General features: G+C 74.5%; 20 protein-coding genes. 12 read left to right on the top strand and 8 right to left on the bottom strand.

Going from position 1 to position 24,046, the window contains the following annotated elements:
• The first annotated feature begins 8 nt into the window (after positions 1–8).
• Complete coding sequence (locus ACFY4B_RS28595; protein WP_074005500.1) at positions 9–977, top strand: D-glycerate dehydrogenase; 969 nt, start codon at positions 9–11, stop codon at positions 975–977.
• A 7-nt stretch (positions 978–984) separates the two neighbouring features.
• Here ACFY4B_RS28595 and ACFY4B_RS28590 read toward each other — a convergent pair whose 3' ends face one another.
• The 3 genes from ACFY4B_RS28590 to ACFY4B_RS28580 all read right to left on the bottom strand — a co-directional run bounded on the left by ACFY4B_RS28590 (position 985) and on the right by ACFY4B_RS28580 (position 3,861).
• Positions 985–1,896 (bottom strand): alpha/beta fold hydrolase, encoded by a 912-nt coding sequence (locus ACFY4B_RS28590; protein WP_049649964.1) that lies wholly within the window; start codon positions 1,894–1,896, stop codon positions 985–987.
• Positions 1,897–1,907: 11 nt separating this feature from the next.
• Entirely contained in the window at positions 1,908–2,825 is a 918-nt protein-coding gene (locus ACFY4B_RS28585) for a DUF4231 domain-containing protein (RefSeq protein ID WP_387972664.1), read from the bottom strand.
• A gap of 271 nt (positions 2,826–3,096) precedes the next feature.
• Positions 3,097–3,861: a sugar isomerase domain-containing protein gene (locus ACFY4B_RS28580; RefSeq protein WP_387972661.1), complete on the bottom strand. Its 765-nt coding sequence runs from the start codon at positions 3,859–3,861 to the stop codon at positions 3,097–3,099.
• A 220-nt stretch (positions 3,862–4,081) separates the two neighbouring features.
• On the opposite strand from ACFY4B_RS28580, the gene ACFY4B_RS28575 reads away from it, so the two are divergent.
• Positions 4,082–4,774, top strand: coding sequence for a metal-dependent transcriptional regulator (locus tag ACFY4B_RS28575; RefSeq protein ID WP_049649967.1), 693 nt, complete (start codon positions 4,082–4,084; stop codon positions 4,772–4,774).
• 525 nt (positions 4,775–5,299) lie between these two features.
• On the opposite strand, the gene ACFY4B_RS28570 is transcribed toward ACFY4B_RS28575, so the two are convergent.
• On the bottom strand, positions 5,300–6,010 hold the full coding sequence (locus ACFY4B_RS28570; protein ID WP_053111970.1) for a bifunctional DNA primase/polymerase: 711 nt from the start codon (positions 6,008–6,010) through the stop codon (positions 5,300–5,302).
• 306 nt (positions 6,011–6,316) lie between these two features.
• Here ACFY4B_RS28570 and ACFY4B_RS28565 point away from each other — a divergent pair, with 306 nt between their 5' ends.
• Positions 6,317–7,693, top strand: a complete 1,377-nt coding sequence (locus ACFY4B_RS28565) for a hypothetical protein (protein WP_049649968.1) — start codon at positions 6,317–6,319, stop codon at positions 7,691–7,693.
• A 245-nt stretch (positions 7,694–7,938) separates the two neighbouring features.
• Positions 7,939–9,171 carry a hypothetical protein gene (locus ACFY4B_RS28560; protein WP_387972659.1) on the top strand — a complete coding sequence of 411 codons (1,233 nt, stop codon included), beginning with the start codon at positions 7,939–7,941 and terminating at the stop codon, positions 9,169–9,171.
• A 74-nt stretch (positions 9,172–9,245) separates the two neighbouring features.
• Here the strand turns inward: ACFY4B_RS28560 and ACFY4B_RS28555 are convergent, their stop codons facing one another.
• Positions 9,246–10,547, bottom strand: a complete 1,302-nt coding sequence (locus ACFY4B_RS28555) for an ABC transporter substrate-binding protein (RefSeq protein ID WP_049649970.1) — start codon at positions 10,545–10,547, stop codon at positions 9,246–9,248.
• 174 nt (positions 10,548–10,721) lie between these two features.
• Between ACFY4B_RS28555 and ACFY4B_RS28550 the strand changes: the two genes are divergently transcribed.
• Positions 10,722–11,237, top strand: a complete 516-nt coding sequence (locus ACFY4B_RS28550) for a hypothetical protein (protein WP_387972656.1) — start codon at positions 10,722–10,724, stop codon at positions 11,235–11,237.
• Positions 11,238–11,378: 141 nt separating this feature from the next.
• On the top strand, positions 11,379–12,242 hold the full coding sequence (gene purU / locus ACFY4B_RS28545) for a formyltetrahydrofolate deformylase (protein ID WP_181970649.1): 864 nt from the start codon (positions 11,379–11,381) through the stop codon (positions 12,240–12,242).
• A 33-nt stretch (positions 12,243–12,275) separates the two neighbouring features.
• On the opposite strand, the gene ACFY4B_RS28540 is transcribed toward purU, so the two are convergent.
• Positions 12,276–13,502: a zf-HC2 domain-containing protein gene (locus ACFY4B_RS28540; protein WP_387972653.1), complete on the bottom strand. Its 1,227-nt coding sequence runs from the start codon at positions 13,500–13,502 to the stop codon at positions 12,276–12,278.
• Complete coding sequence (locus ACFY4B_RS28535; RefSeq protein ID WP_074005505.1) at positions 13,499–14,077, bottom strand: RNA polymerase sigma factor; 579 nt, start codon at positions 14,075–14,077, stop codon at positions 13,499–13,501. Before ACFY4B_RS28535 ends, ACFY4B_RS28540 begins: the two co-directional genes overlap by 4 nt.
• Positions 14,078–14,755: 678 nt before the next feature.
• Here ACFY4B_RS28535 and ACFY4B_RS28530 point away from each other — a divergent pair.
• The gene (locus tag ACFY4B_RS28530) at positions 14,756–15,229 is read left to right on the top strand and encodes an anti-sigma regulatory factor (RefSeq protein WP_049658191.1); all 474 of its coding nucleotides are present in this window, start codon (positions 14,756–14,758) and stop codon (positions 15,227–15,229) included.
• Between the two features lie 404 nt (positions 15,230–15,633).
• Here ACFY4B_RS28530 and ACFY4B_RS28525 read toward each other — a convergent pair whose 3' ends face one another.
• The gene (locus ACFY4B_RS28525; protein WP_387972650.1) at positions 15,634–16,680 is read right to left on the bottom strand and encodes a GlxA family transcriptional regulator; all 1,047 of its coding nucleotides are present in this window, start codon (positions 16,678–16,680) and stop codon (positions 15,634–15,636) included.
• Between the two features lie 120 nt (positions 16,681–16,800).
• On the opposite strand from ACFY4B_RS28525, the gene ACFY4B_RS28520 reads away from it, so the two are divergent.
• The 5 genes from ACFY4B_RS28520 (at position 16,801) to ACFY4B_RS28500 (ending at position 23,959) form a co-directional block, all read left to right on the top strand.
• Positions 16,801–18,117 carry an MFS transporter gene (locus tag ACFY4B_RS28520; RefSeq protein WP_387972648.1) on the top strand — a complete coding sequence of 439 codons (1,317 nt, stop codon included), beginning with the start codon at positions 16,801–16,803 and terminating at the stop codon, positions 18,115–18,117.
• 80 nt (positions 18,118–18,197) lie between these two features.
• The gene (locus ACFY4B_RS28515; RefSeq protein WP_074005508.1) at positions 18,198–18,728 is read left to right on the top strand and encodes a GNAT family N-acetyltransferase; all 531 of its coding nucleotides are present in this window, start codon (positions 18,198–18,200) and stop codon (positions 18,726–18,728) included.
• A gap of 114 nt (positions 18,729–18,842) precedes the next feature.
• A complete protein-coding gene (locus ACFY4B_RS28510; RefSeq protein WP_369808350.1) occupies positions 18,843–19,187 on the top strand; it encodes a DUF4229 domain-containing protein in 345 nt (114 codons plus the stop codon).
• 29 nt (positions 19,188–19,216) lie between these two features.
• Positions 19,217–20,368 (top strand): LacI family DNA-binding transcriptional regulator, encoded by a 1,152-nt coding sequence (locus tag ACFY4B_RS28505; protein ID WP_387972645.1) that lies wholly within the window; start codon positions 19,217–19,219, stop codon positions 20,366–20,368.
• Between the two features lie 222 nt (positions 20,369–20,590).
• Complete coding sequence (locus tag ACFY4B_RS28500) at positions 20,591–23,959, top strand: SdrD B-like domain-containing protein (RefSeq protein WP_387972642.1); 3,369 nt, start codon at positions 20,591–20,593, stop codon at positions 23,957–23,959.
• Positions 23,960–24,046 lie beyond the last annotated feature (87 nt).

Here is a 24,046-nt window from a genome sequence, read left to right as displayed (position 1 = left end):
GCCGGACCATGAGCACCCCGCCCCCGGTCCTGGTCACCCGGCGCCTCGCCCCCGGCGTCATCGAACGGCTCACCGCGCACCACGCCGTCACCTGCCACGACTCCGACCTGGCGATGGACCGGGCCGCCCTGCTGGACGCCGTCCGCGGCCGGCGGGCCGTGATCACCACCCTGGACGACCGGGTGGACGCCGAGTTCCTCGACGCGGCCGGCCCGGGGCTGGCGGTCGTCGCCAACCACGCCGTCGGCTACCACAACGTGGACGTGGCCGCCTGCGCCGAACGCGGGGTGCTGGTCACCAACACCCCCGGCGTGCTCACCACCGCCACCGCCGACATGGCCTGGGCGCTGCTGCTGGCCGCCACCCGCCGGCTCGGCGAGGGCGAGCGGCTGCTGCGCTCCGGCGCGCCCTGGACCTGGGCGCCGAACTTCCTGCTCGGCATGGAGCTGGCCGGCACCCCGCTGGGCGTGCTCGGCATGGGCCGGATCGGGCAGGCGGTGGCCCGCCGGGCCCGCGCCTTCGACATGCCGGTCGGCTACCACAACCGCCGCGAACTGCCGCCCGAGCAGGCCGGGGGCGCCGACTGGAAGCCGCTGGAGGAACTGCTCGCCACCTCCACCGTGCTGGTCGTCACCTGCCCGTTCACCGCCGACACCCGGCACCTGCTGGACGCCCGCCGGCTCGCCCTGCTGCCGCGCGGCGCGGTGGTGGTCAGCATGACCGCGGGCGTGGTGGACGAGGAGGCGCTGGCCGCCGCGCTGGAGTCCGGCGCGCTGTTCGCCGCCGCCGTGGACAACTTCGAGCGCGAGCCGGCCGTCCCGTCCGCGCTGCTCGCCCAGGAGCGCGCCGTGCTCGCCCCGCACCTGGGCAGCGCCACCGTCCGCACCCGGCAGGCGATGGGCGGCCTGGCGGTGGACAACGTGCTGGCGGTGCTCGGCGGTTCGGCGCCGCTGACGCCGGTGGTCCAGCTCATCTGACGGCGGCTCAGCGCCCCGGACGCCGGTGGAGGTCCGACCCCCCCGGGGCACCCCAGCCGGCCGCCCAGGCCAGCGCGGTGGTCATCACCCGGAACGCCCCGAAGTGCGCGGCGCCGGGCTCCAGGAACAGCTCGGCGTCCGGGATGTGGTCGGCCAGCCAGCGGGAGTGGTCGACCGGCGAGAACTGGTCGTCGGCGCCGTGCCAGAGCCAGGTCGGCACCCGGACCGACCCGACCTCGAACCCCCAGTCGGCGGTGAAGGCCAGCACGTCGTCGATCCAGCCGTCCGCGCCGTGCCGGAACGCCTCCCGGTAGTTGCTCTGGAGCATCCGCCGCAGCCCGCTGTCGGCCACCACCTCCCGGTCGGCGGCGGAGAGTTCGGTGCGCAGCCCGTTCAGCAGCCGGACCGGGTCGTCCTTGATCTGCCGGGAGCGGAACTCCATCGCGTCGGCGATCCGGCCGTGCCCGCGCTCGGCCTCCTTGTAGGCGCGGACGTTGGACGGGGTCATCCCCGCGTACCAGTCCAGACCGGTCGCGTTGCGCGGGGCCAGGCCGACCAGCACCGCCGCCCGGCTGACCCGCTCCGGCAGCAGCGCCGCGCAGGCCAGCGCGTGCGGGCCGCCGCCGGAGCGGCCGAGCACCGCGAAGTTCTCCAGCCCGAACTCGTCCGCGATGGTCCGCACGTCCGCGGCCGCCGCGCTCACCCGGCGGCCGAACAGCCGGGTCGAGTCGCCGTAGCCGGGCCGGTCGTACGAGATGAGCCGTACGCCCAGCCGGTACAGCACGGTGCTGCGCGGGTGCGGGCCGACCCGGCTGCCGGGCATGCCGTGCAGCAGGAAGACCGGACGGCCGCGCGGGTCGCCGAGGGACTCCACGGCGAGGGCGCGGTCGTCCGCCGTCTTGACCGTCCGTAACGACACCTGCGGCCTCCTCAGTGCTCCGGGTCGGTTGCGTGCTCCCGGTCGGTGGTGGTGCGCACCTCCCGGCGCGCCTGCCAGGTGGTGTGCTCGCGGGAGATCGCGTCCTCGGCGTCCCGGGCCAGGCGGGCCCAGACCTCCTCGGCCTCCATCGACTCCAGGTCCAGCTGGGCGAGTTGGCGCTGGACCTGCGCCAGCTCCTCGGCGGCCAGGGCGTACGCGGCGGCCAGCGGCCGGTACTGGCGCAGCTGCGCCCAGGCGGCGACCGAGGCGGCCACCGCCGACACCGTGCCCAGCGCGTCGTAGCCGAACGCGCCGAGCGCCCGCAGGACGGCGAGCACCAGGCCCAGCGCGGGCAGCAGCACGCCCAGCACCCCGGCCCAGTGCCCGGCGCGGGCGCAGTAGCGGGCCTTGGCGCGGTACCAGTCGTGCTGCAGCCGGATCCGCTCGGCCAGGTACACCTCGCGGCGCACCGCCAGCGGCTGCCCGCGCAGGTCGCGCATCGCCGGGGTGATCTCCACCCCGGCGTCCGGGACGCCCACCGGGGTCTCCCGGAACGCGCCGAGCACCCGGGAGAGCTGGAAGCGGTACAGCCCCTCGGCGTCCGGCAGGGGGCGCGGCGGGGGCTGGTAGGCGTCGGCCCGGACGGCGTACTTCCAGGCCAGCGTCTTCACCGACTCGGCGGCCGCCCGGCCCTCGTACCAGAGGCCCTGGGGGTTCTGCCGGCTGATCACCACGGCCAGCGCGATCGCGCCGAGGTAGGCGGCCGCCGCCGGCCAGGCCCAGGGCTCGCCGTCGGCGGAGCCGGTCGCCGCGGCGACCACCAGCAGGACCAGCTCCCAGGCGGAGAGCAGCACCGAGCGCCGCTGCCCGCGCAGTGAGGCCGCGTCGGCGGCCCAGAAGAACTCGGGCAGCAGGTCCCGCTCACGCACCCACCCGGTCCGTCCCGCAACAGACGCCATGTTCGGCCCCCACCAGTCGCTCCGGTCGCACCGCTCTCCTGCCCCGGGCGGCTCGCCGGTACGCCTGGTGACGGCCGGGGCGGCCGGATGTGGCCGGGAAGACCCGGTGGTTGTCCGGTACTCCCCGTGTTCGGTCCGGCACCCAGCGTGCGGGAGGCGGTGGGGGCGTGCGGCGGCCGACGGGTGTGCGCGGGCGACCTGCCGGTGCGGACCGGCGGGTTCACCCGGGCGGGAGTGCGGCTCAGTAGGTGTAGAAGACCCGCTCGGCGTTCTCGGCCATCTGCTTCGCGTTCCACTCGGTGCCGCCCGGGACGTTGCCGGAGCGGAACAGCGGCGGCGCGGGGCACTCCCCGGCGGCCGCCCGGTCGGCCAGCCGGCCGACCGCCGAGGCGACCACGGCCTGCATCAGCGCGCTGGTCACGATGGTGGAGACCGGGCCGAAGGTGGTCTCGGCGCCGGGGTGGGTCAGCTCGCCGTCGCCGACCGCGATCTTGCTGTCCAGCACCACGTCGCAGTGGTCCTTCAGGTAGGTGCCGGTCGGGTGCGCCGAGGGCACCTCCCGCGGGTACGCGAGCGAGGTCACACCGACGACCTTGAGACCGCGGTCCCGGGCGTACCGGGCCAGCTCGACCGGCATCACCTGGCGGCCGGAGAGCGAGATCACGAACAGCAGGTCCCCGGCGGTCGCCGGGGTCAGGTCCAGGGTGGCGGTGGCCAGCCCGGAGACCCGCTCCAGCGCGCTGGACAGCGGCGCGGGCATCACCGTCACCCCGGCCATCCCGGGCACGTTCAGCAGGTTCACCGGGACCAGCCCGCCGGCCCGGTAGACCACGTCCTGAGCCGGCAGCGCGGAGTGCCCGGCACCGAAGGTGAACACCCGGCGACCTTCGGTCATCGCCTCCGCCAGCAGCGCGGCGGCAGCCTCGATGGTGTCGGCCTCCTCCTCGCGGACCCGATGGAGGTGGGAGATCGCCGCGTCGAAGTACCGGCCGACCAGGTCGTTCATCTGCTGCCTTCGCTCTCTGCCGGTGGGGGATCCGGCCGGGTGGGGTGGTCCGGGTGGTCCAGACCGCCGGTGGAGAAAGCTTCGGCGAGCACGGTCGCGCCCCGGCGGCATCGTTGTCAACAGGAACAAAACGGGTCCCCGGAGCCCCGGGGCGGACCCGGTTGTCGGTCCGGTACGTCAGAATTGGCGGTGAGGACACCGAAGAACGGAGCCAGCGGCGATGTCTGGGCTGATCGACACCACTGAGATGTACCTTCGCACCATCCTGGAGCTGGAGGAGGAGGGCATCGTCCCGATGCGCGCCCGCATCGCCGAGCGCCTGGAACAGAGCGGTCCCACGGTCAGCCAGACGGTCGGCCGGATGGAGCGCGACGGGCTGCTCCAGGTCGCCGGGGACCGCCACCTGGAGCTGACCGAGGAGGGCCGCCGGCTCGCGGTGCGCGTCATGCGCAAGCACCGCATCGCCGAGTGCCTGCTCGTCGACGTGATCGGCCTGGAGTGGGAGCAGGTGCACGAGGAGGCCTGCCGCTGGGAGCACGTGATGAGCGAGACGGTCGAGCGCAAGGTGCTCGCCATGCTCGGCCACCCCACCCAGTCCCCGTACGGCAACCCGATCCCGGGCCTGGACGAGCTGGGCGACACCAAGGCCGAGGGCGAGGGCTTCGACGCCGGGCTCGTCCCGCTGGACACCGTCAAGCCGGGCGAGGCCGGGGCCGACGTCGTGGTCCGCCGGATCGGCGAGCCGATCCAGACGGACAGCGCGCTGATGAGCACCCTGCGCCGGGCCGGCGTCCGGCCGGGCTCCACGGTCAAGGTGAGCGCTGGCGTCGGCGGCGTGCTGGTCGGCACCGGGGACAACGCGGCGGAGCTGGGCAAGGACATCGCCCAGCACGTCTTCGTCGCCCAGGCCTGAGCCCGTACCGGGCCTGAGCCCGTACCGGGCCTGAGCCCGTACCGCGCCTGAGTACTCCGGTACTCCGGTACGCCGGGTGCTCCGGTACGGCGAAGGGGCCCGCTGCTCCCCGTGCAGCGGGCCCCTTCGTCCTCCCCATCCCCTCCGTCCCCTCCTGTTCCCTCCCGCTTCCCCTCCGTCGCCGCCGCCCGGCTTCCCCGTCCGAGCGCCCCTGCCGGCGTCCCCACACATCGCAATTCCTCCCCTCGGCCGATCATGGCAATCCTTGAGTGCTGTCACTCGTACGAGGGGCTTTGCCGGTTGACCAGCGGGTACACGGAGGCCTTATCCGGACATGCGTATGACGGGCCCCGTCCCCGGTGGGGGACAAGGCCCGTCACTCGCGCGCGTGGTGTCGCGCGGAGCGCGCCCTCACCCGATCGGCAGAGGGCGGCTGGTCTCGGGGGCGTCCGACACGCCCGGGGCCGAACGGAGCAGGCCGGATGGCGCGGGTCGGACGGAGCGGGTAGGGGGAGCGGTCCGGGCTCAGCCCACCGGCGCGGGCTGGGCGGCCCCGGCGGTGCGGACCGAGGGCGCCTCGCGGCCGCAGGCGTACGCGAGCGGGCTGATCAGTTCCGCGGCGTCCGGCAGCCAGCGGTTGAGCGCGGTGGGGGAGCGGGCCCACTGGGCGTACCCGAGAGAGCCGATCCGGGACGGCGGGGCGACGGTCCAGTCCCCCTCGCCGCGGGCGACCAGGTCCAGCCGGCCGGGCGGCCAGCCGAGCCGGCGGAGCATCTCCGGGAGTCTGGCCGCGACCCCGGGCAGCACCAGGAAGTGCAGCCGCCGTCCGATCCGCCCGGGCGCGGCGGGCTGGACCGCCACCGGGCCGAGCTGGAGGTCCATCCGCTCCATCCGGGCGAGCGCCAGGCAGCCGGCCGTCTCCGGGACGTCCAGGACGTCGAACGAGCGCCCGGTGGGCAGCAGGATCGACGCCTGCGACCGCTCGGTCCACCAGCTCCGCACCGCGCCGGGGCCGGCGCTCGCCTGCCGCGCCCAGTCCGGGTCCAGGGGGTGGGCGCCCGGCAGCGTGCAGCGCCGGTCGCCGCAGGAGCAGCGGACGCCGCCGTCGCCGTCGTCGACCAGCCAGGCGCCCGGGGCGACCTCCCAGTGGCGGGTCTCGGCGTAGCCGACGGCTTCGATGAGTAAGGGGGGCGGAGCGGCCTTCTCGTTCCGGTCCGCGTCGGGGATGTCTTCCACGGGGTGCTCAACTACCGTGCGTGAGGCTGGTTACGGCCCGGAGCCGCCCGGTTGGGTGCATCGCGGCAATGTCACCCGTTCCGGTTAGTCGACCGAGTTGAAGGGCCCGAGGGCAGGCGCAGCGGGGGCGCACAGGAGCATTTACCAGGGCGCAAGGGGGGTGCGGTTCGTCACCGTGGGTATCCCGCTGGCGTTGCTGATCGCTAACCTGGTGTCAGATTCCTTGGACGGTCGGACAGTCGGCAACAGATCAGCAGAATCGTCGCCCGCCGGCCGGGACCGGAGGGTGTGGGGAGGCGAAGCCCAATGGCCGCGAGACCACTCGTCGCACGACAGCCCAACGAGCGTCTGCAGCAACTGATCCAGGAGGCCAGCTGTTCCAATGCCGGCCTGGCCCGCAGGGTCAACCTCTGCGGCGCCGAGCACGGGCTGGACCTTCGGTACGACAAGACCTCCGTCGCCCGCTGGCTGCGCGGGCAGCAGCCGCGCGGGCAGGCGCCGGCCGTGATCGCCGAGGCCCTCGGCCGCAAGCTCGGCCGCAGCGTGTCGGTCGAGGAGATCGGCATGGCGGACGGCAAGAACCTGAGCTCCGGCATCGGGCTCCAGTTCGCGCCGACCATCGGCGCCGCCCTGGAGCAGGTGTGCGAGCTGTGGCGCAGTGACGTCGGCCGGCGGGACTTCCTGACCGGCGCGACGGTCGCCGCGTCCGCGCTGGTGGAGCCCAGCCGGGACTGGCTGATCACCCCGCCGGACCCGGTGGTGGCGCGGGCCGGCGGCCCCCGGGTCGGTCCGACCGACGTGGCCGCGATCAAGGCGACCACCGCGATGCTGGTCGACCTGGACCACCGCTTCGGCAGCGGCCACGTGCGCCCGGTGGTGGTGCACTACCTCAACTCGGTGGTCTCCGGCCTGCTCGGCGGCGCCTACCGGGAGGAGACCGGGCGCCAACTCTTCGCCGCCGTGGCCAGGTTGACCGAACTGGCCGGCTACATGGCGGTGGACACCGGACAGCCCGGGCTCGCCCAGCGCTACTACATCCAGGCGCTGCGGCTGGCCCAGGCCGCCGACGACCGCGGCTACGGCGGCTACGTGCTGGCCGCCTCGATGAGCCACCTGGCCGCCACCCTCGGCAACCCGCGCGAGATCGCCCAACTCGCCCGCGCCGCCCAGGAAGGCGCCCGCTCGGTGGCCACCCCGACGGCGATGGCGATGTTCTACGCCGCCGAGGCCCGCGGCCACGCCCTGCTCGGCGACGCCCGCTCCTGCGAGACGGTGTCGGCCAGGGCGCTGGAGGCGATGGAGAAGCGCCGCCCGGAGGACGACCCGGACTGGATCGCCCACTTCGACGACGCCTACCTCGCGGACGAGCTCGCCCACTGCCACCGGGACCTGGAGCAGGCCGGCCCGGCCGAGCACTACGCCCGGCGGGCGCTCGACCTGCACCCGCCGACCCGGGTCCGGCGCCGCGCGGTGGACCTCGTCCTGCTGGCCACCGCCCAGCTCCAGCAGCGGGACCTGGAACGCGCCTGCGAGACGGGCACCCAGGCGGTCCGGCTGCTGAGCGGGCTGCGCTCCAACCGGGGCGTGGAGTACCTGGACGAGTTCCGGCGCCGCCTGGAGCCGTACCGGGAGCAGCGGGTGGTCCGGGAGTTCCACGCCCGGGCCGACGCCGAGGCGGCTTAGCAGCGGCCCAGGGCCTGTCTCCTGGATCCTGGCGGACCCGGCGAGGATCCAGAAGACAGGCCCTGAGCCCGGGGCCGCCGCGGATCGTCTGTGCAGGGAGCGTGACGGATGTCCCGCCCACGTGGTCACCCGGTGAGGCGAACCGGTAGCGTGGGCGCGACGTCCAATGGAACTGTGATGCTCCCAAGAACCGACGAGATGTGGTCCGCCGTCAGTGCGCGGTCCTGCACAGGTGAGGAATCGCGTTGAGTCAGCGCCGCTCGTACCCGAACTCCGGTGACTTCAACCTGGACGACCTGTTCCGCCCCGAGCCCGGCCAGCCCCAGGGCCAGCCGGGCCAGCCGGGCCCGCCGCAGGCCCACTCGGCGGTGCCGCCGGTGGGACAGCCCTCCGGGCAGCCGGAGTACCTCGGCGAGGGCGCGCACGCGCTGCCGACCCAGGCCATGCCCGCGCAGCCGATGCCCGGCCAGTCGATGGCGGGCCAGCCGATGCCCGCGCCGAACGCCCCGTGGGGCGCGCCGCAGCCCGGCTACGGTGCCGCGCAGCCCGGGTACGGTGCGCCGCAGCCCGATCCGGCCCCGGAGACCCAGTACCTGCCGCCCTACCCCGGCGGCGACCCGCAGACGGCCGGCTACCCGGCGGCGCAGGCCCAGCCCGGCTACCCGCAGCCGCAGCCCGCGCCCGTCTACCAGGCCTACCCGCCGGCCGCGCAGCCGCAGCCGGCCTACCCGGCGCAGGACTACCACCAGGGCTACGCCCCGGAGCAGGGGCAGGACTACGGCCAGGGCTTCGACGCGACCCAGGCCGGTGGCTCGGGGCGGGGCGGGCGTCCGTCCAACAAGCTGATCATCGGCGGTGTGGTGGCGGGCTGCGCGGCGGCCGGCATCCTGGTCGCCGTCCTGATGAACGGCGGCAGCGAGCCCACGGATGACACCAAGAAGACCGGCCCGGTGGCCGCCACCGCCGGCGCCACCGGCACCGGCGCCCCCGGGACGCCGAGCGCGAGCGGCTCCGGCGCGGCCGTCGACCCGGACGTCAAGGCCCAGGCGCAGCCGCTGTCGGACCTGCTGGGCACCGCGAGCGACAGCCGCAGCTCGGTGGTCTCCGCGGTCGCCTCGGTGCAGAAGTGCGACAAGCTGCCCGAGTCCCAGCAGGCGCTGACTGCCGCGGCCGGCAAGCGGCGCGAGCTCCAGAGCAAGCTCGGCCAGCTGAAGACCGACAAGCTGCCCGGCGGCCAGCAGCTGGTCGACCAGCTCAACGCGGCCTGGACGGCCTCGGCCCAGGCCGACGACGAGTACGCGGCCTGGGCGCAGGACGCCCAGGGCGCCTGCGACGCGAAGAAGCAGGACAACCCGCACTACAAGAACGCCGTCCAGGCCAGCGGCACCGCGACCACCGCGAAGAAGCAGGCCGCCACGCTCTGGAACACGATCGCCGCCCAGAGCGGACTGCCCAACCGGAACGACGGCGACCTCTGAGCGACGGCGGCCCCTGAACGACCGGAGGGGACGGGCCCGAGGGCCCGTCCCCGCTCCGCTCCGGGCGGCGTGCGTCAGGCCGGCGGACGGCCTCCGGTGAGCGTCCAGCGGATGTCCACGAAGCCCGGCTGCTGCAGGGTCATCCGGCCGTTCCTGACCACCTGGTAGGTGACCCAGGTGTTCACCAGCCGCGGCGACCCGCTGCTGGGCAGCATGTTGGTGGTGCCCCAGTTCAGCGGCGGGGTGATCCCGACGTCGATGACCTCGCCGCCGTCCAGCAGCGAGGAGACGGCCTTCGAGGAGACCGGCTTGCCGGCCTCCGCCAGCTTCTGCACCGCCGTCCGGAACACCTCGTACGCGACCCAGGTGGTCTGCACGCCCGGGTCGGAGACGTCGATCGGGTGCCCGTTGGTGGTGTCGGTGCGCACCACGGCGCGCAGCCCGTCCCAGATCTTCGCCGACTCCGGCGGGTACCAGCTGGTGACGTAGGCGCCGCCGAGCGGGCCGGAGTCGCCGCCGGTGGAGTCCACCACCGACTGCTGGACGCTGCCGATGATCGAGGCGATCCGGGTGTTCTTCGGGTTCAGCCGCCGGTAGGAGTCCAGCAGGTTGCCGGTCGGCTCGGCGGCCAGGGCGCTGGTGACGCAGGTGCCCGGCTCGTCCTTGCCGATCGCCTTGCGGACCACCGGGGTGTAGTCGGAGGACTGCTCGGGCGCCTTGACGTCCGTCAGCCGGATCCCGGCCGGCCGCAGCGCGGTGCCCAGGTAGCCGAGCAGGTTGTCGCCGGCCGGGGTGTCCGGGCGGACCAGGGCGACGGACTTGCAGCCGGCGTCCACCAGCTGGCGGCCGTTGCCCGCGATCAGCGCCGGCATGCCGCCGTCCACCGGGTAGGACAGCGGGCTGGCGAACTCCGGCTGGGAGAGCCCGTAGCCGCCGATCAGCGGGATGCCGGCGCGCTCCAGCACCGGCATGAACGCCTCGCCCCACTGGCTGTACGAGCCGATCACGGCGACCGCCTTGGCGTCCACCGCCTGCTGGGCGCAGGCGCGGGCACCGTCCACGGTGTTGTGCTCGTTGCAGGTGATCACGCGCAGCCGGTGGCCGTTCAGTCCGCCCTTGGTGTTGACGTCCTGGCCGATGGCGGAGGCGAGCGCCGTCATGCCCGGGCGGTCGGCGGAGCCGGTGCCCGCCGGGGCCCAGGTCATCACGGTCAGGTCGCTGCCACTGGTGGAAGCATCGGCCGATCCGCCGCACGCGGAGGCCGAGAAGAGGGTGGGGAGCAGGACCGCGGCGGTGGCGGCGGCTGCGATCGGGCGTCGGCGGCGGCGTCGCACGATCGGGGGACGGGCCTGGAAGGAGTCCCTTCGGCTGGTCATCGGTTTTCCCTCTCTGGGGCGCCCTCCGGCGCACCGGAGCAAGCCAAGCCCCGGCGCCGCAAGCCGAGAGGGCCGAAGTGCGAACGGACGGCAAACGGACGCCGAAATCCGGGGCGGTACGCGTGTAGATCGCGAGTGGAGCACGAACAGACGGGGAACGTACGATCGTTCACCATGTCCGCCAGCACAGATTCTTCGTATCGGTCCACCCGAAACCCTTCTCGTCCGGGCCACCGCTCCAGCACGATGGGCGGCATGCCGCTCAACGACCTGCCCTGGTGGCGCTGGCGAGCCCGAATGCGCTCGGCGCTGCACATGCTGTCCGACCCCGGTTTCCAGCACGAGGCCTGGCTGACCGGCCGGGAGGGGTACGGCGACGTGACCGACGCCGTCTACCGGCTGGTCGAGGACACCTGGCTGGACCACTGGTCGGCCGAGAAGTACGTCGGGACGATCTTCCGCGACGCCGCCGAGGCCACACTGGTGGACGTCGCGGTGCTGCGGGCCGTGCAGATGCTGCACGAGGTCGGTGCGGACGCGCCGGCCTCGGCCTACCTCGGCCACCCCGGCTGGCCGGAGACCGTCCGGGCCGCCCGCGAGGCGCACGTCGCGATGGCCGTGGGCGACGGGGACGACCCGGACGCGCCGCCGAAGTCGTTGGACGTGCTGCGCATCCTCACCCGGGTCTGACCGCCGGGCGCCGCCGTCCCGCGGTAGCAGCCGCCCCGCGGCAGCAGCCGTCCCGCAGTACGGGCAGCGGGACGGCGCATGTCCGGGATGTGACACGCTGGACCGTCCACGCACGTCACGACCTAGAACGGGATACCCCCAGTGCAGCAGCCGGCCGGCGCCCAGTACGTCCTCACGCTGTCCTGCCCCGACAAGCAGGGCATCGTCCACGCTGTCTCCAGCTACCTCTTCATGACCGGCTGCAACATCATCGACAGCCAGCAGTTCGGGGACGGCGACAGCGGGCTCTTCTTCATGCGGGTGCACTTCTCCGCCCCCGAGCCGGTCACCGCCGACAAGCTGCGGGCCAGCTTCGCCGCGATCGGCGCCTCCTTCGGCATGGACTGGCAGATCCACCCGACCGAGCAGCGGATGCGGATCGTGCTCATGGTCAGCAAGTTCGGGCACTGCCTGAACGACCTGCTCTACCGCACCCGGATCGGCGCCCTGCCGGTGGAGATCGCCGCGGTGGTCTCCAACCACACCGACCTGAAGGACCTGACCGAGAGCTACGGGGTCCCGTTCCACCACATCCCGGTCACCAAGGACACCAAGGCCGAGGCCGAGCAGCGGCTGCTCGACCTGGTCGCCGAGGAGAACGTCGAACTGGTCGTGCTGGCCCGCTACATGCAGGTGCTCTCCGACCAGCTGTGCACCGCGCTGTCCGGCCGCGTGATCAACATCCACCACTCCTTCCTGCCGAGCTTCAAGGGCGCCAAGCCGTACCACCAGGCGCACGCGCGCGGCGTGAAGCTGATCGGCGCCACCGCCCACTACGTCACCGCCGACCTGGACGAGGGCCCGATCATCGAGCAGGAGGTCGCCCGGGTCACCCACGACGTCAGCCCCGACCAGCTGGTCGCGCTCGGCCGGGACGTCGAGTGCCAGGCGCTGGCCCGCGCGGTGAAGTGGCACAGCGAGCACCGGGTGCTGCTGGACGGGACCCGGACGGTCGTCTTCGCCTGAGGCGCGGGGCCGGGGCCGGGGCCCTGGGGCCTGCTACGGCCTGGAGAGCAGCGGGAGCGCGTGCAGCACCTCGCGGACGGCGGCCCGGTCGCCGTGGGTGCCGACCGGCAGCCGGTCCGGGTCGCGGTGCGCCGCGGCCAGCTGGCACAGCTCCAGGCCGTCCAGCACCATCGAGGCCACCGGCTCGGTGCCGTCTCTGCCGGCTCTGCCGTCGGTGCTGTCGGAGCCGTCGGTGCGGAGGCCGTCGCCGTCGAGGGGGACCAGCCACTCGCCGCCCGCCGGGCCGTCGACCATCAGCCGCACCCGCCGGGCCGCCTTGACCCCGCCCACCGGCGCGGCCGGCACCCCGGCGAACTCGGGGCGGGCCGCGCGCAGCCCGGCCAGCGCCCGGGGGAGCAGCCGGACCACCAGCTCCACCATCTGCCGCAGGTGCTGCGGCGCCGGCGGGTCGTACGGGTAGGCGACCGCCCGGGCCACGTCCTCGCCGTGCACGAAGCACTCGAAGGCGCGGTCCACGAAGGCGTCGCGCAGCGGCAGCACCGCGAAGCCGTAGTCGACCGGGGTGTTGCCCTGCGGTCGGAGCGCGGCCCCGCGCACCAGGTCGTGGGCCTGCCGCCGCCAGCGGGAGCGCACCGACTGCGGTGCCAGACCGCGCTGGTTGGCGACCAGCCGGGCGGTGCGCGCGGTGATCGCGGCGTACGGACCGCCCTGCGCCGGGACGCGCGGCACCGCCGGACCGGCGGCCGGCTCCTGCGGCGGCACCCGCCGCCCGATCCGCGCGGCGGGCAGGCCCGGGGCGGCCGGCACCGGGTCGGGCAGACCGAGCGCCAGCGCCAGGAAGCCGTCCACCGCGGTCAGGTGGCCGAGCACCTCGGCCGGGCGCAGCCACTCGGTGCCGCCGTGCCAGGGCAGTTCGGCCACCTCCTGCCACTCCTCCGGGCCGAGGTCGCGCAGCAGCGCGTCGAGCTTGGCGGTCTCCGCCGTGTACGGCATCCCCCAGGCGGGGACGGGCAGTTCGGCCGGGCGACGGGCCAGGCACCAGTCGAGCACCTGCTGGCGCAGCGAGCCGGGCTGGTCCAGCGGCTCGTCCAGGGAGAGCCAGCCGGCCGCCTCGCGCAGCCGGGCCGCCTCCTCGGCGCACTCCCGGCAGTCGCGCAGGTGCTGCTCCAACTCGGCCGCCTCGCGGGCCGGGCAGGCGCCGAGGGCCCACGCGCCGAGCAGCGAGCGCAGGGCGTCGTGCTGCTCCTCAGTGCTGCTCACGTCTCCCCGTCCCCGTGCCCGATTCCGTCCCCGGCTCCGTCCTGGCGGGCGCGCTCCTCGGCCAGTTCGGTGGCCAGCAGCTCCAGACCGAGCCGCATCCGCTGCTTGGCGACCTGTTCGCTGATGCCGAGCAGCCGGGCCGTCTCGTGGTAGGTGCGACCGTCGTAGTAGGTCACCGCGATGGTCTCACGCAGGGGTTGGGGCAGGGAGTCGACCACGTACTGCATCCGCGCGGCGGTGGCCACGGCGCGGATCTCGGCCTCCGCGCCCGGTCCGCGGTCGGCGGCCCGCCGCGCCCGCAGCCGTTCGACCGCGCGGTGGTGGGTCAGCGCGCCGAGCCAGGAGCGCAGCGAGCCCCGGGCGGGGTCGAAGTCCTCGGGGTGCTCCCAGACGTGGGCGAAGACCTCCCGGGTGAGCTGGGTGGCGGCGGCCTGGTCGGCCAGTATCCGCCCGGCCAGGCCGTGCACCATCGGCGCGAGCTGGTCGTAGAGTTCGCCGAGCGCCGTCTCCTCGCCGCGGGCGAGGCGGCGCTGCAACTGCTCGTCCCAGCGCGGGGTCCGCTCCGGGGTGGCCATCGGGAACCACCCTCCTGACGGGTTCGCTGGCGTACCCAACGGTATCCCGCGGCCGGGTGGCGCCGGGGGCGATTCCGGCAAGAACGGAACCGTTCCCCACGGATCGCCGTCCTCCTGGACGTGCTCCCCGGTCCGGGCCGCCGACCCCGGGGCCGGACCGTCGTCCTCCGGGACCGGGCCGCCGTCCTCCTGGACCGGACCGTCGGATGGTGCGACGGTCGGTCGATGTGACGGCAGGGTCGGCGGGGGCGTCCGTCGGCGCCGCCGTACGAGCACCGTCGGACACGCGCCGCACGGGTGGTTCGCGAGTGGCGGGCGGGGCGCCCGGGGCGCGCGGCGGTAGGTTCCCGACCGCGGGACCGGCAGGTCGGCCCGGGTCGGACGATCACCGGTACGAGGCTCGCGAGCGTGAGCGGGACAGTATGCACCGCGCTGTCGCCCGATCGCCGGAATATGCCCGAAGCGCTTGCTGCGTTCCGTCCCCCCGCCCATCCTGAGGCGTATTCGTGTCGCGGCCGGTGCCCGACCGACGAGACGGCGCGGACGAACGGGCGCGGGCGAACGGATCGCGCGGGCGCCCGGGCACGGCTCGGGCGGCACCGGGCGACGGGCTCGGGCCCGCCGGCCGGTCCGGCCCGACCGGGACTCAGCCGAACTGCGAGTGCGGGTGGTGGAGCGGTGCAGGTTCTTCAGGTACAGCTGGCGGTGCAGGCTGACCCCGCCGAGGTCGGTCGGGCCCGCCGGTGGGTGCGCTCGCGGCTGCTGAACCACGGGGTGGACCCGGACGCGCCGATGGCCGAGACGGTGGTGCTGGTGGTCTCGGAGCTGGTGACCAACGCCGTGGTGCACACCGGTTGTCCGGCCGTGCTGCGGCTCTGTCTGCCGGTGGCCGACGGCCCGCAGGAGGGCGGCCCGGCCGCCCCGCTGCGGGTGGAGGTCGCCGACGCGAGCCAGGCCCCCCCGGCCCCGCGGCACGCGGGCGCGGACGAGGACGCGACCAACGGGCGCGGCCTGGAGCTGGTCGAGCTGCTCTGCGAGCGCTGGGGCTGGTACCCGGACGGCTCGGGCAAGCGGGTCTGGTGCGAGATCGGCAGCGACGCCCGGCCGACCGAGCCGCTGGCCGATGTGGACTGGGCGGCTTTGGCGCAATAGCGGCTTTCGCGGCGGCCGTCCGCGGGTGCCGATCACCGGTGCTGATCACCGGCCGAAAGGTGACGCAACCATTCCGAATTTCGGACTACCCATTGACGTGACGTATCCGACTGATCACTCTTGGGTGCGGCGCTCCGTTGCGAGGGGACGCCGAGGGGACGTTCGTCCACCGTCGCGGTGCTGCTGTCCAGGGGATTCGTGCCAGCAGGGGGGATCGCGGACGGTCGGCCACGGGCCGCTCCTCGGCGAGTGCGGAGGGTGTGGCGCGGACTCAGGGCTCGCGCGCCGCGGTTGGATGGCGGCCTGCCGTGTCGCGCTCGCAGTGCGCTCGGCCTGCCGCCATCCAATGCGTCGCCCCCGTGCGACGGGATCCGGCCACCGGGCGGCCCGTTCCCAGACTTCGCTCAGGAAGCCCGCCGGACAGGACTTTCGGCGACGGCGGGGCTCCCGTGGCCGGTGCCGCTCTCGGGGAGGGCGCTGCTTTCGGGAAGGGCGCGGAAGGTGCGCCGGTAGGCGCTCGGCGCGACGTCGAGCCGGCCGCGCAGCTGGAGCCGCAGCGAGGCGGCGGTGCCGAAGCCGGACTCCCGGGCGACCTGGTCGATCGTCAGGTCGGTCCGCTCCAGCAACTGGCGGGCCCGCTCGGTGCGCTGGGTGGTGATCCACTGGCCGGGGCTGGCCCCGGTCTCCTCCCGGAAGCGCCGGGTGAAGGTCCGTACGCTCATCCCCGCCCGGTCGGCGAGCTGCCGCAGCACCAGCGGCCGGTCGAGGTGCTCCAGCGCCCAGGCGCGCACCGCGGCGGTGCCGCTGTCGCCGGGGTCCACCGGGCTCGGGGCCTCCACGTACTGCTTCTGGCCGCCCTCACGCCACGGCGGCACCAGGCAGTTGCGGGCCACCGCGTTGGCCACCGCGCTGCCGTGGTCGCGGCGCACCACGTGCAGGCAGAGGTCCACCCCGGCGGCCACCCCGCCGGAGGTGAGGACGTCGCCGTCGTCGGTGTAGAGCACGTCGGGGTCCAGCCGCACCCGGGGGAACAGCTGGGCGAAGCGCTCGGTGTAGCGCCAGTGGGTGGTGGCCGGGCGGCCGTCCAGCAGGCCGGCGGCGGCGAGCACGAAGGAGCCGGTGCAGATCGACATCAGCCGGGTGCCGGGCCGGATCCGGGCCAGCGCGGCGGCCAGTGCCGGGGTGAAGCAGGTGTCGGCGACGGCCGGGCTGGAGTCGGCGGAGGCCGGGATCACCACGGTGTCGGCCCGCTCCAGCAGTTCGGGCCCGTGGTCGACGACGATCCGGAAGTCGGCGCTGGTGGCGACGGGCCGCCCGTCCAGGGTGCAGGTGGCCACCTCGTACAGCGGCCGCCCGGCCGGGTCCTTGGCGCCGCCGAAGATGCGGGCGGGGATGCCGAGTTCGAAGGCGATCACGCCCTCCAGGGCGAGTACCGCGACCAGGTGTGCCATGCCGTCCCCTCGGATGTCGGTGGGTCCGGGCCAGCCTACGTCGGACCTTGGCCCGATTCTTGCGAAAGCTGTCATTCAGGCCACTCGTCCGGCGCCGGGCGGCCCGGAACACTCGTTCGCGTGACCGAACGCCGTGTCCTCGCCCCCGCCTCCCGCTCCGGACCGCCCGCCCCGGCCAAGCGCCCCCGGGTGCACTACGCCTGGGTGGTGGCCGCCGTCTCCCTGCTCGTCCTGCTCGGCTCGGCCGGCTTCCGCTCCACGCCGAGCCTGATGATGGACGCCCTGCACAACGAGTTCGGCTGGTCGCTCGGGACGATCTCCAGCGCCACCTCCGTCAACCTGACGCTCTACGGCCTCACCGCCCCGTTCGCCGCCGCCCTGATGGACCGTTTCGGGGTGCGCCTGGTGGTGGTCTGCGCGCTGCTGACCATCTCGGTCGGCGCCGGGCTGACCATGCTGATGCGCGAGCCCTGGCAACTGGTGCTCTGCTGGGGCGTGCTGGTCGGCCTCGGCAGCGGCTCGATGGCCGGCGCCTTCGCCACCACCATCACCGGCCGCTGGTTCCAGGCCAGGCAGGGCCTGGTCACCGGGGTGCTGACCGCCGCCGGGGCCGCCGGGAACCTGGTCTTCCTGCCGGTCGGCGCCTGGCTGGTCGAGCAGCACGGCTGGCGCTCGGCCGTGGTCGTGGTCTCGCTCGCCGCCAGCGCCGTCGCCGTCCCGGTCCTGCTGCTGATGCGCGAGCGGCCCGCCGACGTCGGCCTGCTCCCGTACGGCGCGACCGAGGACCCGCCCGCGCCGGTGACCGAGGGCCGCGCCCTGACCCGCTCGCTGAAGGTGCTCCGGGACGCCGCCCGCACCCGGGCGTTCTGGCTGCTGGCCGGCTCCTTCGCGATCTGCGGCGCCACCACCGCCGGCCTGGTCGGCACCCACTTCATCCCGGCCGCGCACGACCACGGCATGCCGGTCACCACCGCCGCGAGCCTGCTCGCCCTGATCGGCGTCTTCGACGTGGTCGGCACCGTGGCCAGCGGCTGGTTCACCGACCGGGTCGACTCCCGGCTGCTGCTCACCGTCTACTACGGGCTGCGCGGCCTGTCCCTGCTCCTGCTGCCGCAGCTGATGGCCGGCACGCTCCAGCCGCCGATCCTCGCCTTCGTGATCTTCTACGGGCTGGACTGGGTGGCCACCGTGCCGCCGACCGTCGCGCTGTGCCGCCGGCACTTCGGCGGGGACGCCCCGATCGTCTTCGGCTGGGTGCTCGCCGCCCACCAGATCGGCGCGGCCGTCGTCGCCGGACTGGCCGGACTGGCCCGCGACGCGCTCGGCAACTACGACCTCACCTGGTACGGGGCCGGCGGGCTGTGCGCGGTCGCGGTCGGGCTCTGCCTGGCGCTGCGCACCGGGCGGACCGACCGGGCGGTGCCGGCGCTGCCGTGACGGCCGGTGCCCCCGGTGGGCTCCGGTGACGGCCGGTGCTCCCGGCGGGGTTGTCGTACCGGAGGTCTAGGCTCCGGTCCATGGCCGCCCTGACCTTCACCCTGGACCCGAAGCCCGACCCGGACCTGCGGACGGACATCGTCCGGCTGTGGGTCGACGTCACCAACGCCGGCGGGGCGGTCGGCTTCGTGGCGCCGGTCACCGAGGAGGAGGTCTGGGACACCGCCGACCACCAGTTCGCCGGGATCGCGCCGGACGGTCCGGACCGGTTGCTGGTCGCCCACGAGAGCGGGACGGGCCGGCTGGTCGGCGTGCTGTTCTTCGAGTCGATGCGCTTCGACCTCATGGAGCACTGGCGGATGCTCAAGCGGGTCATGGTGCACCCCGACTTCCAGGGCCTCGGCCACGGCGCCCGGCTGCTCGCCGAGGCCGAGCGGGTGGCCCGGGAGTGGGGCCTGGAGTCGCTGCGGCTCACCGCGCGCGGCGGCCAGGGGCTGGAGCGGTTCTACGCCCGCAGCGGCTACCGGGAGGTCGGCCGGGTGCCGGCCGCGATCCGGGTCGCCCCCGGGGACGACCGGGACGACATCACCATGTGGCTCGACCTGCGCTGACGCCGGCCCCGGTCGGGCCGTCCGGGCCGGACCGGGTGCCCCGTGCCCCGTTCCGGCTGTCAGGCATGCTTGACTGGAGGACCGGCCCCAGCGCAACGAAGAAGGATGTGTCGAGTGACCAGCAACGGCCCGGAGAAGTCGCACGCCACGCTCCGCTACACCTCCATGCGGGTCAGCATCTTCCTCGGCTGCCTGCTGGTGGCCCTGCTGCTCGGGCACTTCCAGGTCATCCCGGTCAGCGGTGAGGCCGGCATGATCTTCCTCTTCCTGCTGGCCGCGGTCGCCTCCGCGCCGCTCAGCTACGCGCTGCTGGGCAGGCAGCGCGACGCGATGTCCGAGCAGATCAGCGGCAAGGTCTCCGGGATGCGCAGCCGTACCGCCGAGCGGATCGCCGCGCAGAACGCGGAGGAGGACGCCGCCGACGACGCCGCCCGCGCGGCCACCGCCGGCCAGAGCTGACCCCGGCCCCGCCCGCGAGCGCAGCCGCCGTGCCCGCCACCCGAGACTCCGTGCCGTCCGAGCCGCCTTCCGCTGAGCCGCCTTCCGCCGAGCCGTCCGAGCCGTCTTCCGCTGAGCGGCCGTCCGCCGGGCAGCCGTCCGTCGAGGCGGCTCTCGGCACCTGGCCGGCCCCCGTCCGCCGGCCCACCGGCCGGGACGTGGCCCGGCTCGCCGGGGTCTCCCAGGCCACCGTCTCCCTGGTCTTCTCCGGCGCCGAGGCCGGCCGACGGGTCTCCGAGGCGACCCGGGAGCGGGTCCGGGAGGCCGCCCGCAGCCTCGGGTACCGCCCGCAGGCGGCCGGCCGGCAGCTGCGGCTCGGCCGCAGCGGGATGATCCTGCTGGCCGTGCCGAACCTCCAGGGCCCGTTCTTCGGCCGGGTGCTGGAGGGCGTCCACGAGGAGGCCGGCCGCAACGGCCTGGCCGTCGTGGTCAGCTCCGGCTGGGGCAGCGCCACCCTCGCCGAGGCCGCCACCGCGGGCCGCTTCGACGGCCTGCTGATCTGCTCCCCGGACGACAGCCAGCTCGGCGAGCTGCCCGCCGACACCCCCGCCGTCTTCCTGGACGCCGACCCCGGCACCGACCGGGCGCGTCCGACCGTCGAACTCGACGTGGCCGGCGGGATGCGCGCCGCGGTCGAGCACCTGGCCGCGCTCGGCCACCGCAGGATCGGCCGGCTGCGCTCCAGCCACTCCGCGTACACCTTCCGGGTCCGGCAGGCCGCCTTCGAGCAGGCCGTCCGTGAACTCGGCCTGGAGGTGGTGGAGTTGGGCGTGAGTCTGAACGACGGACATCGGGCCGCGCGGGCCGTCGCGGGCCGGCTGCTGGAGCGGGCGGACCGGCCGCGCGCGGTGCTCTGCGACGACGACGTGGTCGCCTCCGGGGTCTACCAGGCCGCCGCGGAGCTTGGGTTGCGGGTGCCGGAGGACCTGTCGGTGGTCGGCATGGACAACGTCGCGGTGGCCGCGCTGCTCGCCCCGCCGCTGACCACCGTCGACCTGCCGGGCGAGGAGCTGGGCCGGGCGGGCGCGGCCGCGCTGGCGGCCCTGCTGCGCGGGGAGCGGGTGGCGCCGGTCGCGCCGCTGGCGACCTCGCTGGTGCTGCGCGCCTCCACGGCGCCGGCCGGTTCGGCTTCGACGGTCTGATCACGGTCCGTCACCGCTGGGTGGCGCCGCTCCGTCCGGATTGCCCCCGTATGGCCCTCAGGTGGCTCACAGAAGCCCCTCGGACGCGTTCAGAATTGCTCCAATCGGGTGAATAATCCTCATTTACTCTCGCGCCGTACCTCCATTCGGATTAACAGAGGGTGAGATTCCAGGATGCGGACGCTCCGATCAATACCCTCACCCTCGTCCAAGGCGGGCCGGATGGCCACCGCCCTGGGCCTCTTCGCGGGCACGCTGCTCACCGGCACCCTCACCGTCCCGACCGCCCAGGCGGCCGTCGGCTTCACCAAGACGGTGGACAAGCCGACGGCGGCGCCCGGCGAGAACGTCACCTACACCCTGCGCTACACCTGCTCCGTCACCGACTGCGCCAACGGCCGGATCACCGACACCCTCCCGGCCGGGATGGAGTTCGTCGGCTGGACCCCGGACGCGAGCACCGTCGACGTCGCGGGCTCGACCGTCCCGGCGGCCGGCACCGTCGGCGGCACCCTCGACATCAGGCTCCTCACCCTCACCCCGGGGACCACCGCGACCGTCAAGGTCGTCCTCAGGTTCCCCAACTTCACCACCCCCAACGGCACCAAGGCCGTCAACTCGGCCACCCTGACCGCCGACGGCGAGCCCGAGCAGTCCGGCTCCGCCACCACCGGCGCCGTCGTCCAGCCCGACTACAAGGTCACCAAGGGCGTCCAGACCAGCAGCCAGGACGGCCGCTCGGTCACCTACCAGTTCAGCGCCTGCTCCACCAGCGGCGTCCCCAACGTCGACCTGGACGCGAGCCGGCTGGTCGACACCCTGCCGCCCGGCGCCGTCGTCGACACCGGCCGCTCGCCCGGCTGGACCCAGGACCCGGGCAACCCCGACCGCTGGGTGTTCGACATCGGCGCCTTCCGGGCCGGCAACGGCCAGGCCGGCTGCCGCAACCCCGGCGTCCTGGTCGTCAACTACCCCGACCCGGCGTTCCCCAGCGGCACCACCTCCACCAACTCGGTGGTCCTGCAGGGCGACCCGCTCGGCCCCGAGGGCATGCGCGACCTGTCCGACGCCACCGCCGTGTCCCCGGTCTTCCAGCCGCCGACCACCGGCATCCAGGTCACCGCCTCCAAGGTCTGGCAGGACCAGGTGGTCTCCGGCGACATCGCCTCCTTCAGCCTCCACGCCGTCAACACCGCCGGCCCCGTCACCCGCCTGGTGATGACCGACCCGGGCGGCGGCACCACCACCGGCCTCTACAACTGGCTGATCCCCCAGTCCATCCAGCTGGAGGCCTGGAACCCCGCCACCATCGGCCTCACCCTCCAGTACCGGCTCGACGGCGACCCGACCTGGCGGACCTTCACCCCCGGCAAGCCGTTCGACGGTTCGGGCAGCCGCCGGATCACCTTCGCCGAAGGCGCCGGGAACCCGGCGAACGACGTGCTCGGCCTCCCGGCCGGCCGCCGGCTCGACGGGCTGCGCTTCGAGTGGAACGGCCCCGTCCCCACCGGCTGGAGCCCCGGCAACGCCGTCCAGGTGCTCTCCCAGGTGGTCACCCCCGGCCACGACGGCCGCACCGCCCCCGGCCCGCTGCACAACTGCGTGGACGTCACCGGCACCGACGCGGCCGGCGCCACCGCCTCGGCGAACGCCTGCGCCGACACCACCGTCTCCGCCGCCACCAACCTGGGCGCCGCCAAGACCACCGTCTCCGGCGAGGTCCTCGCCCCCGGCGGCATCGCGACCTTCCAGCTCACCCCGTACAACCGCACCGGCCGCACCCTGGGCACCCCGCTGGTGATGTACGACCTGCTGCCGCCCGGCCTCGTCTACCAGGACGGCAGCGCCCGGCGCGACCCCGGCTACCCGGAGTCCGTCGCCCCGAGCTCCGTCCAGGTGCTGCCCGGACCGGACGGCCGCCAACTGCTCAAGCTGACCTGGCCGGTCGGCGCGCCCGACATGACCTACCTCAACGACCACCGGGCCTACCGCACCCTGATCGACGTCCAGGTGGCCGGCAGCGCCAGGCCCGGGACCATCACCAACGACGCGTACGTCACCACCGAGGGCGCCGGGGAACCCGTCGCCTGCTCCTACTTCGGCACCGACAGCGGTGTCCCGGACACCCACGACCTCGACGGCGACGGCAACACCACCGAGACCATGTGCCACGCCTCCTCCCGGGTCGAGGTGCAGGTCCCGGCCGTGCTGCGCTCCTTCAAGGAGGTCAAGGGCGACCTCGACCAGGACTACGCCACCACCGGCACCACCACGCCCGGCGGCGGCCTCTCCTACCGGCTGACCGTCCGCAACGACTCGCCGGACCCGGTCACCGACTTCGTCGCGTACGACAAGCTGCCCACCCCCGGCGACTCCTACCTGCTGCGCCCGGACGTCCCGCGCGGCTCCGCCTGGACGCCCTCGCTCACCCGGCCGCTGACCTCCAGCGACCCGACCGTGGCGATCGAGTACACCACCTCGCCGAACCCCTGCCCGACCGGGCCGATCACCGTGCCCGGGCCGTGCGACGCGAACGCGAAGTGGAGCACCGACTTCCCCGGGCCGGGCAACACCACCTGGTTCAAGGTCAGCCGGCCGGGCACCCTGCCGTCCGGCGGACTGTTCACCCTGACCTGGCCGATGGTCGCCTCGGTGGACGCCGGCAACGCCGACTTCGCGTGGAACAGCTTCGCCTACACCGCCACCGACTCCACCGGCAGCCCGCTGCTGCCGGCCGAGCCCGCCAAGGTCGGCGTCGGCGTCCAGGCGCCCGCGCCGCCGGACAACGCGCTCGGCGACCACGTCTGGGCCGACCGCGACGGCAACGGCGTCCAGGACCCCGGCGAGAACGGGGTCCCCGGCGTCCGGGTCGAGCTGCTGGACGGGACCGGACAGCCGGTCCGGGACAAGCTGGGCAAGCCGGTCACCACGGTGACGGACGCGGACGGGAACTACCTGTTCGACAAGCTGCCGGACGGGGAGTACGCGGTGCGCTTCGACCTGACGACCGCTCCGGCGGGCGCCAGGGCCACCACGCGGCACGCGGGGAAGGACCCGGCGCGGGACTCGGACGCCGACCCGGCCACCGGGACCACCCAGACCGTACGGCTGTCGGGCGGGGCCCGGGACCTGAGCCTGGACCTGGGGCTGGTGCCGGCGGACGAGCCGACGCCGACTCCGACGCCTACGCCTACTCCGACTGCGACTCCGACGGGTTCGCCGACGCCGACCGGTTCCCCGTCTCCGACCTCGTCGCCGACTCCGACGAACTCGCCGTCCCCCACGGGTTCGCCCACGAGTACGCCCACCGGTTCGCCGGCACCGACGGACACGACCTCGCCGTCGGGCGGCCCCACCGGCGGTCCGTCGGACGGCCCCTCGAACGGCCCGTCGTCGAGCGAGCCCCCGAGCACGGGTGAGCCCGGCGCGCCGTCGCAGGATCCGCAGCGGCCGTCCCCGGACCGGGGCGGCGGCGAGCTGCCGCACACCGGTGGGCCCGGTCTGCTGCCGGCCGCTCTCGGCGCCGCTGCCCTGGGCCTCGGCGTGCTGTTCACGGTGGTCGCCCGGCGCCGTCGGGGCCGCCACAGCTGACCGGTCGTGGCTGATCACCCGTAGGTGAAGGACAGGAAGGACAAGACCGCGCCCGCCGGCCAGACCACCGGCGGGCGCGGTCGTTCG

The organism is Kitasatospora sp. NPDC001261, assembly GCF_042896795.1.
Classification (GTDB): domain Bacteria; phylum Actinomycetota; class Actinomycetes; order Streptomycetales; family Streptomycetaceae; genus Kitasatospora.
This window is presented reverse-complemented; position numbering and strand designations above follow the sequence as displayed.